Here is a 17,284-nt window from a genome sequence, read left to right on the forward strand (position 1 = left end):
TCTCAGCTTTTCATTATTTTTAGTAAAAAAAGACTGTCCCAATAATGGGACAGTCTTTTTGCTTATTCTAAGCCTTCAGCCACTGCTTCAGGATAGTTTTCTTCAACGATATGAGCACATGAGGCACATAATGTTGGTAATTTTTCATCTGATCCAACAGTTGTCCGAACTTGACGACAACGGTCGCACACTTCGCCATCAGCTTTTTCAACTAAGATCGCCACATCTTCAAATTTTACTGCTTCTTCTGGCGCAGCTTCATCTGAGATACTGAATGAGTCTGGTGATACGATCAATAATTGAGCAAGGTCAGCGTCTAACGCAGCTAATATTGTTTTCACTTGTTCATTTGGATAAACTGTTACTTTTGCTTCTAATGATTTACCGATTACTTTTTCATTCCGAGCTTGTTCTAAGGCTTTCAAGACATTATCACGGAAATCCATGAAGGCTTTCCAAGTATCTAATAATTCTGCTTGGTTGGCATATTCTTCATAACTTGGTAATTCAGCTAATTGTACGTATTCCTCTTCTTCTTTCAAATACGTCCAGATTTCTTCAGTCGTATGTGGAATGATTGGCGTTAACAATTTTGTGACAGCCACTGCTACTTGATAGAAAACGGTTTGCATGCAACGACGTTCATAGCTATCTTCTGCTTGGATATAAACAACATCCTTCGCAAAGTCTAGATAGAATGAAGATAAATCTACTGTCAAGAAATTGATGACTGTTTTATAGATTTGAGTGAAATCGTATTTTTCATATCCCTCTTCGCGAATCGTTTTAATCACTTGATTCAAACGTACCAACATATATTTATCGACTGAACGTAATTCATCGTAAGCAACCGCATGTTCAGCTGGTTCAAAATCAGTTGTGTTCGCTAATAAGAAACGCATCGTGTTACGGATTTTACGATAAACTTCTGAAACTTGATTCAAGATATCCATTGATACACGAACATCTGATTCATAATCGACACTGCTGACCCATAGACGTAAGATATCCGCACCCATTTGTTTGATCACTTTATCCGGTACGATCGTGTTGCCTAGTGATTTACTCATTTTGCGGCCTTCACCATCTAATGTAAATCCTTGCGATAGAACGGCTTTATATGGTGCTACACCATTGATTGCCACACTAGTAGTGATACTTGAGTTGAACCAACCACGGTATTGGTCAGAGCCTTCCAGATACATATCTGCTGGGAATGATAAGTTCTCACGTTGACGTAAGACCGCTTCATGAGAAGAACCTGAGTCAAACCAAACATCCATGATATCTGTTTCTTTCGTAAATTCACCATTTGGTGAACTTGGATGCGTGAAACCTTCCGGTAATAAGTCTTTTGCTTCACGTTCAAACCAAACATTTGAACCATGTTCGGCAAATAATTCTGCGACATGTTCGGTTGTTTCTGGTGTAATGATCGCTTCACCATCTTCCCCGTAGAAAATAGGTAAAGGTACGCCCCATGCGCGTTGACGAGAGATGACCCAATCGCCACGATCACGGATCATGTTATACAAACGTGTTTTCCCCCAAGGAATGATCCAATCGACTTTTTCGATTTCGTCTAAAATATCTTGACGGAATTTATCGATCGAAGCAAACCATTGCGGTGTTGCCCGATAAATAACGGGTTTTTTCGTCCGCCAGTCATGTGGGTAACTATGAGTAAAGAAGTCTAATTTCAATAGCGCATCTTTTTCTTTTAGTAGATCCGTGACCATTGGATTGACTTTATCGTAGTAAACACCTTCGAATCCAGGTGCATCAGCGGTCATCACACCACGATCATCGACTGGTGAAATGATGTCATTCCGATATTTTTTCCATGCAAAATAGTCATCTTCCCCATGTCCTGGAGCTGTATGAACTAGACCAGTACCAGCATCTAGAGTTACGTGGTCACCTAAGATCACTAATGATTCACGATCATAAAATGGATGTTGGGCAGTCATGTTTTCAAGCTCTTGTCCCGCGATTTCTTGTAAGACTTTTGGTTCTGTCCATTCCAATTCAGTTGCGACAGTGTCCAATAAATCTTTTGCAACAACAAATTTTCTGCCGTTTGCTTCCACGACTACATAGGTGTAGGCTGGATTCACAGAAATTCCTTGGTTTGCTGGTAATGTCCAAGGTGTCGTTGTCCAAATAATAAACGATGTATCTGTATCTAATAAACCTTTGCCATCTTTAACTTGGAAAGCAACATAGATCGATGGTGATTTCACATCTTTATACTCGATTTCAGCTTCAGCTAGTGAAGATTCACTTGATGGAGACCAGTAAATTGGTTTTAAGCCTTTATAAATGTAGCCTTTTTCTGCCATTTTTCCGAAGACGCGGATTTCAGCTGCTTCATAGTCCGGTGTCAATGTCACATATGGGTTGTTCCATTCGCCGGCGATTCCTAAACGTTTGAAGTCTTCACGTTGTTTATCAACTTGTGACAAGGCATACTCTTCACATTTTTTACGGTATTCAGACATCGTCATTTCTTTACGTTTGATACCTTTATTGGCTAGTACTTGTTCGATTGGTAGTCCATGTGTATCCCAACCAGGAACGTAGGGTGCACGGAAACCTGACATTGATTTTGAACGAACAATAATATCTTTACTGATTTTGTTCAAGGCATGTCCTAAATGGATATTTCCGTTTGCATAAGGAGGGCCATCGTGTAAAACGAAAGTTGGTTTGCCTTCGTTTAATTGTTGACGTTTCTCATAGATTTTATTTTCTTCCCACTCTTTTTCCCATTGTCCCTCGCGATTAGGTAAATTACCACGCATCGGGAAACCAGTTTTCCCTAATTGAAGGGTTTCTTTTGTTTTCATTACCGATCGTCTCCTTTATTTCTTTTTGATTACTACTTTAGACTGTTTTGATTATTCTCAGTAAGAGGTGAGCAGCTGTTTAGGTGGTAATTTTGAAAAAAAAGACAAAAAAACAAGCGCATCCGCAAAGGGACGAGCTTGTCGTGGTACCACCCAAAATTTGAAACATGAAAGTTTCCTCTAGCCATCTTTAACGCAATGATGCGTCAATTGCTACTGAATGTTCGCAATTGATCGATACTAGAGGATCTTTCTAATTAGAGGGTCTTGCCGAACTTACACTACCATCGGCTCGCTTAAAAGAATCTAATCAGCTTTTCTGTTCTAGCTGTTTACTCTTCGTCTGATTTAATCAATTCAGGAATATCAATCGTCAAACCCATATCTTCTTGTGGTTCGTCGATAATGATTGGTTCACTTGAGTCTACTGCATTCACCGTATCATTGTCAAGTTCGTTCGCTAAAACTTCTTTCAAGACTTCATGGCTATCACCAACGTAAGTTGACATCGGTTTTAGGACTTCATCCCAATCCCCACTACGCGCTTGATCTAACTGTGTTTCTAACAATAATAGTAATTTTTGATGGAAGACACGTGTTGATTTCTTCAAATCATTTGTTTCAGTTGCTAGTTGACGGGCTTTTTCAGTCGCATCTGTTAAGATTTCTTTGGCTTTGTCTTCAGCCGTTGTTGTTAATAAGTTAGCTTTTTGCATTGCGTTAGAAACCAATTCATCCGCACGGTTTTGTGCTGATGACACGATGACTTCTGATTCTTTGCTGGCAGAAGATTTTACCTTATCTGCTGTATCTTGTGCAACGACGATTGATTGATTCAAAGCTTCTTTTAATTCGTTGAAATATTCTAGTTTTTCTTCTGAATGTTTTAAAGCTTTTTCTAATTCACGATTTTTTGCGATACTATCTTCATAGTCGCGAACGATCATATCTAAGAAATCATCGACTTCATCTTGATTATATCCACGCATTTTAGTGGAGAAACTTTTATTTTGGATATCTAACGGAGTTAATGCCATTGTTTTGTTCACCTCATAAATTTATTTTCGTAACACACCTAAGCGTAAACGAAATTTCTCTTTTTTTGTTTTTCCTTCTAATCCTTGGATCTGGATTCGTCCATATCCGCGGATAGAAACAACATCTAATAAATCAAGGACATAATCAGGCCGTTCATTGACTGCCCAATTAACTTTGACCTTACTTGCTTCAACTAATTGTTTAGAGCGTTGACGAGAGATATTGTAAACCGTTGAAATAATCGCGTCTAACCGTAGTGACGTCGCCGTCATGGTTTCTTCTTGCCAACTATCCTTCGGTACGATGATCTCCGTATAGGGCTGTTCTTCTAAATGAACGGTTACTCGACCGATTTTTGTGACTTGGTTGATGATGTAACTAGCAGAATCTTTAGCTAAAAAGATTTGCCAACGCTCCCCATCAGAGATGATATCCCCAAAGTAATCACGCTTGATACCGGCACTCATCAATGTTCCTAAAATCTTCCCATGAGAAAGTTCCACAAATTTTTGTGGATACTTGACTTCAATCATAACAAGCTCATAATCTTCGATCGTAGGCTCATAATACTCTGGATAGATCAAACAGCGACAACGCTCAGCATGTTCATACCCGCCGTAAAAAGAAAACTTCAGCTCACTATTTTCACGAACCAATGTTTCTAAAATATACGCTTGCCGAGGATCTAAAAAATTCGTCAAATAAGGTGCGTACTGGCTTTCGACTTGTTCTAGCCAATCACCAACGCTATCAACAAAAGGATGCTCTTCTGGCCTAAAATGTTGATAGAGATTTGTATTCATGTGCACACCTCCTTAATAAATAAGACTAATCAGAATTTTTTGTAAAACCTCCATCGCAATATTCAACGCTATGATTGCTGCCATGACAGAAAAATCAATTCCGCCAAATTGGAGCGGCAACCGTCGAAATAAATCTAAAAATGGTTCACAGATCTTACCTAATAGCTGACCAAGTTTTGATTGATATGCCCCAGGAAACCAAGACATCAGTGCATAAACAACTAAAAGAATTGTATACAGATAAACTAGTCGGCTCAATACATTAAATAGTGTAATTAGTAAACTCAATAAATTTCTCCTTTACATTCCTAACCCATAGATATCTTCATCAACCATCGTGCTTAATGAAGAATTGTTGATTTCATAATTTGTTGGTGTGCACAAAAACATCTCATTACCGACCCGTTTGATGTCTCCATCGATCATGAATACGACACCTGTCAAAAAGTCGACCATCCGGCGAGCTTTCATCTCATCCAGTGATTCAAAGTTGATCAAAACAACTTCCCCTTGTCCGACCCGTTTGGCAATCGAGGTTGCTTCAGAATAAGACTTCGGTTCAATGACAGAGATACGGTCTTTGCCTTTTGTTTCTGTCTTTGGCGTAAATTGTTGTGAACGATTATTGCTAGGTATTGCCACAACTTTTTCATTCTTAGTAACCGGTGTTGTTTCAACTTTTTGTTTGATTATATCAGATCGACGGTTCGTCATCTGAGGTGCAGCAACAGATTGTGCTTGTCTTTGTGGTGTCACCGCTTGTGACTTTTGTGGCGCTACTTGTTTTTGATATGTAGGACGAACTTTCATTCGTTCTTTTTTAGCTGGCGCACTCTGCTTTGGGCGGCTGACCTGCTTCTTTTTTTGTGCAGGGGCTGCTGGTGCGGCAACTTCATGGTGGTACATATCGTCATCAGCATCTAACCCAAAAAAATCAGTGATTTTTGCTAAACTAATTCCCATTAACTTTACCTACCTTCCTTGAATAGTGCTGTCCCAACCCGAACAAAAGTAGCACCTTCTTCAATTGCTAAACTGAAATCTTGGCTCATTCCCATGCTTAACTCTTTACATGGGGCGTATGGCAAGTTTAATTCTTTCATTTGGACTTGAAGCTGTTTCAAGTTTGCAAAAACAGCACGGATCTCTGCTTGTGATGCTTCATAAGGTGCCATCGTCATCAGACCCACGATCGTCAACTTATCAAGCTCGGCTAGCGCTTCAATAAATGCCGGTAGTTCAGCTGGAGTGATCCCTTGCTTAGATTCTTCACCTGAAACATTGACTTCGATAAAACAGTTTATTTGATGCTCTGCACGCTTTTGGATTTCTTGCGCTAAGCGTAAACTGTCTAACGCGTGAAAGTAATCAATTTCATTTATAATCAATTTTACCTTGCGACGCTGTAAATTGCCAATAAGATGCCATTTTACTTGTGGATAATCGGTCAGAGCTTGCTTTTTCTCTAGTAATTTATCTACTCGATTTTCAGCAACATCACCGACACCCAATTTAATCAGTTCTTCTGCTGCATTGGAGTCGACACTCTTGGTTACCGCAACCAATGTTACTGCTTCTGGTTTACGAGAAACAAGAGCACACGACTCCTGAATCTCTTGCTCGATCCTATGCAAGTTTTCAGCGATCATGTGCTCTCCCCCTTTTATTTTCTACGGCGAAAGAATGGTGGTGTATCTAATTCCTCATCTTTGTCAGTTTTTACTTCTTCACGATTAAAGGTTTCAAATTCTTTCTTTTCGATATTATCAAATTGTGGTTCTTCTACGCGAGGACGCACATTTTCTTCCTTACGAATATCCCATTCACCAAAAGCAGATTGGCTTTCAGTAGTACGTGTAGGTTCGATATCTAAATTTTGTTTTTGTGGAACGGATTGGACTTGACTAGCTCGTTGTGTATTGCGAGTAGTCTTACGCTCCTTTTTTGTTGGGTCAATCCCTGTAGCGATAACTGTTACACGAATTTCGTCGCCCAATTCTTCATTGATTGATGTACCTAAGATAATGTTTACATCGCCTGTTGCAGCATTTGCAACGATGTCAGAAGCGTCTTGTGCTTCGAACAATGTCATGTCTAAACCACCAGTGATGTTTAACAATACTTGTTCTGCACCATCGATAGAAGTTTCTAGTAATGGAGAAGAAATAGCTTTCTTCGTTGCTTCAACGACACGTTCTTCACCGCTGGCAACACCGATACCCATCAAGGCAGTTCCTTGATTAGCCATTACTGTCTTCACATCAGCGAAGTCCAAGTTTACGTAACCAGGAGCAGTGATCAAATCAGAGATCCCTTGAACACCTTGACGTAAAACATTATCTGCTTCACGGAATGCTTCAAGCATTGGCGTCTTCTTGTCAACAACTTCTAATAAACGGTTGTTTGAGATGATCAATAATGTATCAACATTTTCTTTTAATAAAGCAATACCTTCTGCCGCAAAACGACCACGTTTTGGTCCTTCAAAGCTGAATGGACGTGTAACAACGCCGACTGTCAAAGCGCCTAAGTCTTTCGCGATTTTCGCTACGACTGGAGCAGCACCCGTACCAGTTCCGCCGCCCATACCGGCAGTGATGAAGACCATATCTGCGCCTTCTAATGCGTCACTGATGAATTGTTCGCTTTCTTCTGCTGATTTTTGACCAACTTCTGGTTGAGATCCAGCACCTAGACCACGTGTATATTTAGGGCCTAATTGGATAACTGTCTCTGCTTTCGAATTTTTTAATGCTTGCACATCAGTATTGGCAGCGATGAATTCCACGCCTTTAACGTTTTCTTCGATCATACGGTTGATGGCATTTCCGCCTCCGCCACCTACACCGATAACTTTAATAACTGCACCTTCGTTAATATTGTTATCTATTGAGAATTCCATATTTTGTATTCCTCCTACGAATTAGTCAAAAATATTAGAGAAGAAGTCTTTGATCTTCCCAGTAACTTTTTCTTCATTTTTTGGTTTTGGTTCTTCTTCATATTCATTTGCTGCTTCATAATCATCGTATACCGGTGTTTTTGAAACAGAAGTTACTTGTTGTGGTGAAGAAGATAAAGTAACTTTTTCGCCCGTTACTGCTGATTTGGCTAAGTGGTAAACATCACTTAAATCAGCCGAGTAGTTCACAATGCTGATCACATTGGTGAAGACTGGATTTCTTAGGCCCATTTGATTTGGTACGTGTAGTTTCACTGTCGTCCCAAAAATTTCTTCTGCTAAATCAACAACGCCTGGTAAACTAGCTGCTCCACCAGTTAAAACGATTCCGCCTGGTAAGTCAAGCGCTTCGATATCATCTAACGCATCTTTCGCCTTACGGAAGATTTGTTCTAAACGAGCTTCGATGATTTCTGATAAATAGCGTTCATCCACTTTGACGGGTTCTGATTTGCCGATCACATCGACTGGGAACTCTTCTTCAGCAGATGTACGGCCAGGATACGCATCGCCATAATTGATTTTCAATGCTTCTGCATTATTGAATGATGTATTCAAAACGATTGAGATATCTTTTGTGACGAATTCGCCACCTTCTTGATCTACATGTGTGAATTTCAATTGTTGATCGTGCATTACAGCTGTCGTGGTTTGACCGCCACCCATGTCGATCACGATCGTACCAAAATCTTTTTCGCCATCAGACAAGGTTGATTCAGTCAAAGCCAATGAAGTGATCACTGTTTCAGCAACAGATAACCCGGCTTTTTCAACACATTTCGTGATGTTGTGGAGGATCGTCTTAGGTCCCGTGAATACTAGGCCAAACATTTCTAGACGAACACCAATCATACCACGAGGATCTTTGATGCCTTCAAATCCATCAACTGTAAATTCTTGTGGCAATAAAGCAACGATTTGTCTTTCAGGAGGAACTGAACGAACCATTGCGGCTGAAGCAACATTACGAACGTCGTCATCCATGATCTCTTTTGAATCATTATTGACAGCAATCATGCCTTGACAAGGTTCAACTTCTAGTAAGTTGGCCGGTAATCCTACGCTGACACTTTTGATTTGAATCCCAGCTTTTTCCTCAGCCTGTCTTACTGCTCGTTGAATCGCGTTGACTGTTTTATCGATATCGACGATAATCCCACGATTGATTCCTTCTGATTTTGCGTTTCCAACACCAATGATATTCATTTGGCTGTCGATATATTCGGCAACAACAACTTTGATCGATGTTGTCCCGATATCAAGACCTACATACATTCCTGCTTTTGCCATGAATGGGATTCCCTCCTATTTTCAGATAAATGCTTTTTCAAGATTTTATGTTTCTCTTGATATCAAGCATGAAATATTATTTTTTGCAAGTAATTCACTGCCTCCAATTTTAACACATATTACCTAGAATGAAAAAGAAGAATCAACACTTTCTTGCAATAAATTTAATCATTGTGCTTCAGTTGTTTCTGATTGATTTGTGGAACTTTGGGTCGTATCGGCTTCTGAAGAATTGTCTTCATAAGGATAACTGTAAATCCCAGCCTCCATATCTACGACCCCTTTGATTCCTTTTTCATTCATTTGTTCAACGACTTGTGGATAATAATTCATTTTTTTCCCTACATCATCGATGCTGACTAAAACCTTGTTGCCATCATTCATTAGGATTTCCAATAACTCTTTATTCTCACTAGTCGGAGCATATTTGATTTGAGAGATCCCTTGCTTGACCTCTTCTGACAGTTTTTTATATTGATCTAATACGTTTAAGATGCGCTTAGAGCTGGTAAAACTTTCTAGGATTGGTAGATTGCCGTTACTTTTTTCAACTTCGATTGGGATCACTTTCCCACTAGAGATGACCGGAGAATATTTCCCATTACTTTCTAAGTAAGCGACTTCAGCATATTCTTTGATCGTGACTGCAAAGTGATTGAAACCGTCGATTCCCACGGTCACATCTTCGATTTGAAGTTCTTGTTTTTTTAAGTGTTTCACATTCGTTTTACGATCAAAGTATTGGCTCCATAAATTCCCACCAATTTTGAAATCGAGTTCTTGTTTGATCGTCTCAGTCGCAACGTGTTCATTGCCTTTGATCGTGACTGCGCCTAAATCTGCTAAAGGCGAAATATAATACAATAGAAAAAGTGCCGGAATCGCAAACAAACCAATCAAGATCGATGAACGTCGAACCAGCAGACGATTGCGCTCATGGCGAATATTGGGTAAACGATCTAAAAACGAGCCATTTCTTGGCCCACTGGGCAACTCTGTTGTTTCTACTTCCGGTGTTTCAGATTCAAGCTCTACCGGCGTTTCTTCTTTGGCGACTGTAGTTTCTTTATCTTCTTTGACTGCCGCTGTTTTTTCTGCTTCTGACTCTGTGGGAAAATCATCAGTAGCACTTTCATCCTCTTTTGATTCTGAAAGAGAATCTTCCGGTTGTCCTTCTTTTTTCTCAAGCGCTTTTTGTTTCATGTATTCCATATTAGCTAATTGCCAAGGTGTGAGCGTCTCTGGCTCTGTTGGTTTTTGGTTTTCGTTTGGTTTTGATTCTTCTGGAAATTCTTTGCGACTAATGATCTTCACCCCCAAAAGTTATTTAACAATATCATTGACTAATGACCATAGGCGTTCCGCTGCATCTGGGATGCCCTCTTGGCGAGATGCCTTAGCCATTGCTTGACGTTTTTCGGCATCATTCATGATTTCATCAACTGCTGCAACAAGATTCTCACCCTTAAGTTCGGCATCAGCGATCATTTTTACTGCCCCAGCATTCACGAGGCTTTGCGCGTTTTTCGTTTGATGGTCGTTCGTCACATAAGGACTAGGAATCAAAATTGCCGGTAGTCCTAAAGCTGTGAATTCCGCGATCGAAGTGGCACCCGCACGTCCAATCAATAGATTAACATTTGCCATAACATCCGTCATGTTTTTGATATACGGTTGAAGCGATACATTAGAGCTCATTTTATCAATATCAAATTTTTCTGTGAGTTCATTGAAATAACGATCCCCCGAAGCGTACAAAACTTGATACTCTTTTTGAGCAAGTTTCGGTAAGGCTTGAATCACCGCTTGGTTGATTTTTAGTGCTCCTTGGCTGCCGCCGAAAATCAAAACAGTCGGAATATCTGACTTAAGTCCGTATTCTGAAAGCACCTCCGATTTACCACTCGTAACGACTTCTTGGGCACGAGGATTTCCAACTAAAACCGTTTTTTCAGCTGAGAAATATTGGGCTGCATCCGGAAAGCAAATCGCTACTCGATCAGCAAATCGACTCAAGAATTTATTGGTGATTCCCGGGACGCTATTTTGTTCATGAACGATCGTCGGAATCTTCATTCTAGTCGCAGCATACACGACCGATCCGGAAACATACCCACCAGTTCCGATCACGACATCGGGTTTGAATTCCCGTAGAATTTCTTTTGAACGTTTGATACTTTCAATGAATAATTTGACCGTCTTCACATTATCAAACGAAAGGCTCCGTTTGAAGCCTTGGATTTTGATTGTCTTAAACGAAATGCCTGTTTCAGGCACGATCTTATTTTCCAAGCCTCGATGGGTTCCTACATATAGGAATTCCGAGTCAGGTTGGATTTTTTGTACGTAGCGGATAAATGCTAAGGCTGGATAGATGTGTCCGCCGGTGCCGCCGCCTGTAACGAGTATTCTCATTTTTTTATTTTCCCTACTTTTCTAATTGCTTGACTGCTTGCATGAATTTATCTCCACGGATCTCAAAGTTCGGGTATTGATCCCAACTTGCATTAGCGGGAGAAAGTAAAATGCTGTCGCCTGCTTCACTTTGTTCGTATGCTAAAGGTACCGCGGTTTCAACATTTGACGTTAAGATGACCGTTTCGATACCCGCACGTTTAGCAGTCTCAGCTAATTTATCTTTTGTTTCACCGAATAAAATGATCGCTTTAATGCCTTCTAATGAAGGAATCAATTCATCAAAGCCATTTCCACGATCCAATCCACCTGCTAATAAAATCAATTTGTCATTATCAAAACCACTCAAAGCCATTTCAGTCGCTAAACTATTGGTTGCTTTAGAGTCATTATAAAACTTGCGGCCTTCGATCGTATCGACATATTGTGTCCGATGAGGCACACCATGGAATGTACTTAATGCTTGGCGGATCGCTTCAGTTGAGACACCTTTTAGTTTTGCTACGACGATCGCAGCTAGCGCATTTTCGATATTATGAGCACCTGGCACGCCTAATTCGTCGGCTGCCATGATTTTTTCTTCTTTATAATAAAGGTCTCCCTCGAATAAGTACGCCCCGTTAGCAACTTTTTCTTTGGTCGAAAAGGGAACGACTTGCGCGCGTGTATTTTTGCTCATGACTTGTAATTCTTCGGAATTCCAATTCAACACTAAATAATTTTCTTCCGTCATATTTTCTTGGATCGCCCATTTAGCAGCCACATAATTTTTACGTGTCTTATGATAATCCAAATGTGCTTCATAGATATTCGTGATCACCGCGATTTGTGGTTTGAAGGCTTCCACCCCCATCAATTGAAAACTTGATAATTCCATCACGATATCATCTTCCGCTTGCGCTTTTGAAGCAACTGCACTGGCCGGAAATCCAATGTTTCCTGCAAGATGGGCCTTGCCTGCTTTTCGCTCTTGATTCAATAATAGACCGATCATGGTCGTTGTTGTCGTCTTGCCATTCGTTCCAGTGATACCAACGATTGGACATTCAGCGACTTGGTAAGCCAACTCCACTTCGGTCAAGATTGGGATATGTAATTCTTCTGCTTTAGCTACCAAGGGATTGTCATATGGGATCCCAGGATTTTTGACCATCAAAGAAAAATCTTCATCGAGCAACTCGATGGGATGGCTGCCAGTGATCACACGGATGCCTTGTTCCAATAAGCCTTGTGCTTCAGGATTTTCTTCAAAAGGTTTTCCGTCGTTGACCGTAACAAGTGCGCCTAAGTCATTTAATAACTCAGCCGCACTATATCCGCTTTTTGCTAATCCTAATACTAATACTTTTTCATTTTCATATGTTTTGATATGTTTCATCTTCTAGTCATCTCCTACAATACGATCAATAAAACAATAATAGAGGCGATTAAGCCAACTAACCAAAAAACGGTATCTACTTTCCATTCAGACCAACCAGACATCTCAAAATGATGATGCAATGGTGACATCTTGAAAACACGTTTACCTGTCATTTTAAATGAAGTCACTTGAATAATCACACTTGCTGTTTCAAAAATATAAACCAAGCCGACTAATAGCAATGTCCATTCTTGATGAAGAACGATCGATACCGCTGCTAATAACCCGCCTAATGCTAAAGAACCCACATCACCCATAAAGATTTTAGCTGGTTTTTTATTGTAAGGGAAGAAGCCGACAAGTCCGCCCATAACTGCTAAGCAGACGATCAAAACCTCATATTGTTGTTGCTTCCATGCGATGATCGCATAAGTCGCAAAAGAGATTGTGCCGAGTCCAGAAACCAGACCATCGATCCCATCAGTCAAATTGACCGCATTAGAGAAACCGACCAACCAAAAGATCACGAATACGCCATAAAAGATACTCAAAGGCAATTCAATTCCAAAGAAATTCAAAGTATTTGGATAACCTTCCATGCGATAAACGACATAGAAGATGATTGCAACAATGACTTGAGCAATAAATTTTTGACTTGAAGTCAAGCCTTCATTTTGTTTTTTCGCTAGCTTGATGAAATCATCTAAGAAACCGATGATCCCATAAAGCAATAATACGAAAACTAAAATCAATAACGACGTTGACATTTGATGCGTCCAAATACTATACCAAAGCGATGTGATCACCGCAGCTGCTAAAAAGCTTAAGCCTCCCATTGTAGGTGTGCCTGCTTTTGAATTATGCCACTTAGGCCCTTCATCACGAATCTCTTGTCCTTGTTTCTTCATTCTAAAATAGCCAATGACAAATGGCATGCTTACGACAGTAATTGCAAAACTACTGGCAAAAGCGATAAATAATTGTGCCGGTTCCATTTTTTTCTCTCCAGTCCTAACCTAAAGTGATTTTCAATTTTTTCTTCCCTATTTCTGCATAAGGAGCAATACTTTGTTTCGTACAATACCCATCGCCCTTGAACGTGACATCGATATCCAATAGATTGGTCAATTTTAAGATATCAGCTTTTGACCAACCACGAACATCTGGCATTTCTTTCGTGCCATCAGTCATCAAGATCAAGTGTTCATTGGCCATGACTTTTTCGCCGGGCTTCGCAGATTGTTTGACGACTTTGTCGCCATCTCCGACTACAACCGCAGTCAAGCCGCGTTTATTCGCATCGGCAGCTGCTTTAGATGTCGAAAGATTGCGATAATCCTCGACTGTTACTTTCGTGTTGCTCTTTGTATCAGCAGAATCAGTTTCTGTGCTGGAGCTATCACTTTGGAAATCCATCGCCCGCGTCAATAATGGGTTGGCGATTTCACCTAAAATCCCCGCTGAGTAATGTTGCGGTTGTTTCATGGTGATATACAAAATGTACTCCGGATCTTCTGACGGAACCATCAACGCGATGGAATAAATATAGTTCGTATCCCCCGTCAAATAGGTGCCATTTTCGGCGATTTGAGCTGTCCCAGTTTTGGCTGAGATATGATAACCCGGTACACTATATTGGTCGTAGGCTGAACCATAATTTTCACTTTCAACTGTATCACGCATATACTCACGGACTTTTTGGGCCGTTTCTGCCGTGATTGGTTCACCGACTACTTCCGGTTTGGTAACAATTTCTTTATTCGTATTAGGATTAGCTACTTTAGAAATATAATGAGGTTGCAACATTTTTCCATCATTTGCTACTGCGGTAAAACCGCGCATCATTTGGAAATTGGTTACTCCAATCGCTTGTCCATAAGAGCTCATCGCTTGGTCGACAATATTAGATGTTGGCAATGAACCCGTAGCTTCCCCTGGCAAGCCAGAGTAGGTGCTCTTACCAAAGCCAAAACGATTAACATATTCTGGCCATTTGTCGCCTAATTTTTCTTCCAATTTCACCATACCGACGTTACTAGACCACGATAAGGCTTGGCGCATCGTTAAGACGCCTTTTTTACCAAAGTCCCAGTCATTGATGGTCGCATCTGCGACTTTTATTTTTCCAGAAACGTAACTTTCATTTTCATTAAAGACGCCTTCATTGACAGCAGCGGACGTGGTGAAGACTTTCATGGTTGAACCAGGCTCGTACGTATCTTCGACTAAGAAGTTTCGCCATGCATCGGATTCACCTAAGCCTTCTTTGGTCTCAGGATTAAAGGTTGGCCGTTGAGACATGGCTAAGATATCCCCTGTTTTTGCTTGCATCAATGTAGCAGTCAATTCAGCTGGTTCAGCTTCGGAATTGACTTTATCCATCAACGTTTCAAGATAGCTTTGCAAGCCGGCATCCAACGTCGTATAGATATCTTCGCCATCAACCGCTTTTTTCTCTTCTGCGACACTCCCTGGAATTGGACGTTGATTTTTATCTTTTTGATAAACGATTTTCCCATCGGTTCCCTTCAAGACATCGTCATACGCGGCTTCGACACCCATCATCCCAACAAGCTCTTCCTTCTTATCTGCTTGCGTATAGCCGATGAAATGGGAAGCAAAATTCCCGTTCGGATACATCCGAGAGGTGTGTTCGGTGAAATATAGCCCTTTAATTTTAGCTTTTTTCATCGCTTCGTCGATATTTTGCTTCGTATCTTCGGAAATATTCTTTCCTTTACTACCGAATTCTACTTGATAGTATTTACTTGTTCCGTCACTATTAAGCCCACCTTTTAGGGTTTTAAGTGCGGTTTTCTTTTTAATGCCTAAATATTGATTCAAGATAGAGGCCAATTTATTAAAATGTTTTTCTTGCGCATATAATTTTGTATCCCCAGAAACATAACTTTCTGATAACACGGCATAGATAGAATACGAAGTCGCATCTTCAGCGATCACTTCTCCATTGCGATCATAGATTGTCCCGCGTTTAGCACTGACGACTTCTTCACCTTTATACAATTCTTGCGTTTTTTCTTTTAATGACGTACCTGCTACATGTCCACCGGCCACGACATAGATCATTCGAACGGCAAACAAAAAGAACAACCCAATACTCGTAGCAAACAAAATAACGCCTACTTTTTTGCGATTGTTCATCGGAGTCAAATTCTTTTTACGGATTTTTCTTTTTAGCTTTTTAAAGCTCATTTACTTCACTTTCCTTAAATTAGCGTCATTGATCGAAAGCCCCGCTTTTTCAGCAACTTCTTTCAAACGATCAGAACGAGACAACTCGCTTTTTTCTTGTTGCAGTTGAGTGGCTGTTTTCCCTTTTGCATCAATGTCCGTTTGGATACTCGTAATTTCATTTTGTGTCTTACTGATATCATTGCGGTAGTTGACCATCGTGATTGACAATGCGATCACCATCACCAAAAAAGCAACGACTGCTAGTTTTTCGACTTTTGAAATACGTTTTAGTCGATCTCCCGGAGAAACGAAGACTTCAAAAGAATCCGGTGTTTGTTGGACTTCTTCTAGTTTAGGATCAAACTTAGGATCAAATTGATAATTTTGCTCGTTCTTTAGTTCTGCCATTAATCTGATCCTTTCTTCACTTTCTCGGCGATTCGTAATTTCGCGCTACGTGCACGATTATTTTCTTCTAACTCTTCTTTAGAAGCCGTGATTGGCTTACGATTGACTAATTTTAAAATGGGTTGGAATTCTTCAGGTACGATCGGTAAGCCTGGCGGCATATCCTTGGGTGTACTGAATTCCTTGAACATTGTTTTAACGATCCGATCTTCCAATGAGTGGAACGTGATCACACTGACTCTACCGCCGACTGCAATTAGCTCGATGGCTTGTTCTAATGAACTTTCGATTGCGCCTAGTTCATCGTTGACGGCGATCCGGATCGCTTGGAAAACACGTTTTGCAGGATGACCACCTTTACGACGGGCCGGAGCCGGAATCGCTTCTTTGATGATTTCGACTAATTCCCCGGTTGTTTCGATCGGTTTATCTGCTCGATGGCGTTCGATCAAACGAGCGATTTGTTTAGAGAATTTCTCTTCACCATAGCGAAAGAAAATTTTCACTAGGTCATGATAGGAATAATCATTGACGACTTGATACGCACTTAAAGGTGCTGATTGATCCATCCGCATATCTAGCGGTGCATCTTGATGGTAACTGAACCCACGTTGTGCTTCATCGAGTTGGGGGGATGACACGCCTAAATCATATAAAATCCCATCAACTTCGGTTACGCCTAATTGATTCAACGCACTCTTGAGTTCTCTAAAATTCGCCTTAACAAATGTTACTTGCCCTTTGGCAACGTAATCTGCTAAACGAATTTTTGCATTATCGATTGCTTTTTGATCTTGATCAAAAGCATATAAGTGTCCTTTTGTCTCCAACTGGCTCAACAAGTATTCACTGTGTCCAGCGCCGCCTAATGTACAATCAACATAAATTCCGTTTGGTTTGATTGCTAGACCATCAACTGTCTCGTGGAGCAAAACGGTTGTATGTTGAAAGTCTGTCATGATTA

At 40.5% G+C, this 17,284-nt stretch carries 15 protein-coding genes; all 15 read right to left on the reverse strand.

Annotated features, from left to right (window positions below; genetic code table 11):
• Nucleotides 1-62: 62 nt before the first annotated feature.
• The 15 genes from ileS to rsmH all read right to left on the reverse strand — a co-directional run bounded on the left by ileS (nt 63) and on the right by rsmH (nt 17,279).
• Nucleotides 63-2,849: an isoleucine--tRNA ligase gene (gene ileS, locus RV04_RS00160; RefSeq protein WP_071856456.1), complete on the reverse strand. Its 2,787-nt coding sequence runs from the start codon at nt 2,847-2,849 to the stop codon at nt 63-65.
• A 332-nt stretch (nt 2,850-3,181) separates the two neighbouring features.
• Nucleotides 3,182-3,886 carry a DivIVA domain-containing protein gene (locus tag RV04_RS00165; RefSeq protein ID WP_071856457.1) on the reverse strand — a complete coding sequence of 235 codons (705 nt, stop codon included), beginning with the start codon at nt 3,884-3,886 and terminating at the stop codon, nt 3,182-3,184.
• A 21-nt stretch (nt 3,887-3,907) separates the two neighbouring features.
• Entirely contained in the window at nt 3,908-4,690 is a 783-nt protein-coding gene (locus tag RV04_RS00170) for a YlmH family RNA-binding protein (protein ID WP_071856458.1), read from the reverse strand.
• 12 nt (nt 4,691-4,702) lie between these two features.
• Nucleotides 4,703-4,978, reverse strand: coding sequence for a YggT family protein (locus RV04_RS00175; protein ID WP_084405480.1), 276 nt, complete (start codon nt 4,976-4,978; stop codon nt 4,703-4,705).
• A gap of 12 nt (nt 4,979-4,990) precedes the next feature.
• On the reverse strand, nt 4,991-5,653 hold the full coding sequence (locus RV04_RS00180) for a cell division protein SepF (RefSeq protein ID WP_071856459.1): 663 nt from the start codon (nt 5,651-5,653) through the stop codon (nt 4,991-4,993).
• A 5-nt stretch (nt 5,654-5,658) separates the two neighbouring features.
• Complete coding sequence (locus RV04_RS00185; protein WP_071856460.1) at nt 5,659-6,339, reverse strand: YggS family pyridoxal phosphate-dependent enzyme; 681 nt, start codon at nt 6,337-6,339, stop codon at nt 5,659-5,661.
• 14 nt (nt 6,340-6,353) lie between these two features.
• Nucleotides 6,354-7,592, reverse strand: coding sequence for a cell division protein FtsZ (ftsZ, locus tag RV04_RS00190; RefSeq protein WP_071856461.1), 1,239 nt, complete (start codon nt 7,590-7,592; stop codon nt 6,354-6,356).
• Nucleotides 7,593-7,613: 21 nt separating this feature from the next.
• Entirely contained in the window at nt 7,614-8,942 is a 1,329-nt protein-coding gene (gene ftsA, locus RV04_RS00195; RefSeq protein WP_071856462.1) for a cell division protein FtsA, read from the reverse strand.
• A 168-nt stretch (nt 8,943-9,110) separates the two neighbouring features.
• Nucleotides 9,111-10,262, reverse strand: coding sequence for a cell division protein FtsQ/DivIB (locus RV04_RS00200; protein ID WP_211271158.1), 1,152 nt, complete (start codon nt 10,260-10,262; stop codon nt 9,111-9,113).
• A gap of 3 nt (nt 10,263-10,265) precedes the next feature.
• Entirely contained in the window at nt 10,266-11,357 is a 1,092-nt protein-coding gene (murG, locus tag RV04_RS00205; protein WP_071856464.1) for an undecaprenyldiphospho-muramoylpentapeptide beta-N-acetylglucosaminyltransferase, read from the reverse strand.
• A 13-nt stretch (nt 11,358-11,370) separates the two neighbouring features.
• The gene (gene murD, locus RV04_RS00210; RefSeq protein ID WP_071856465.1) at nt 11,371-12,735 is read right to left on the reverse strand and encodes a UDP-N-acetylmuramoyl-L-alanine--D-glutamate ligase; all 1,365 of its coding nucleotides are present in this window, start codon (nt 12,733-12,735) and stop codon (nt 11,371-11,373) included.
• A gap of 14 nt (nt 12,736-12,749) precedes the next feature.
• Complete coding sequence (gene mraY / locus RV04_RS00215) at nt 12,750-13,712, reverse strand: phospho-N-acetylmuramoyl-pentapeptide-transferase (RefSeq protein ID WP_071856466.1); 963 nt, start codon at nt 13,710-13,712, stop codon at nt 12,750-12,752.
• 16 nt (nt 13,713-13,728) lie between these two features.
• Entirely contained in the window at nt 13,729-15,930 is a 2,202-nt protein-coding gene (locus tag RV04_RS00220; protein WP_071856467.1) for a penicillin-binding transpeptidase domain-containing protein, read from the reverse strand.
• Complete coding sequence (ftsL, locus tag RV04_RS00225) at nt 15,931-16,320, reverse strand: cell division protein FtsL (RefSeq protein ID WP_071856468.1); 390 nt, start codon at nt 16,318-16,320, stop codon at nt 15,931-15,933. It abuts the gene before it with no gap.
• On the reverse strand, nt 16,320-17,279 hold the full coding sequence (rsmH, locus tag RV04_RS00230; RefSeq protein WP_071856469.1) for a 16S rRNA (cytosine(1402)-N(4))-methyltransferase RsmH: 960 nt from the start codon (nt 17,277-17,279) through the stop codon (nt 16,320-16,322). Before rsmH ends, ftsL begins: the two co-directional genes overlap by 1 nt.
• Nucleotides 17,280-17,284: the final 5 nt, after the last annotated feature.

Origin of the sequence: Enterococcus hermanniensis (genome assembly GCF_001885945.1) — a bacterium.
GTDB classification, from domain to species: domain Bacteria; phylum Bacillota; class Bacilli; order Lactobacillales; family Enterococcaceae; genus Enterococcus_A; species Enterococcus_A hermanniensis.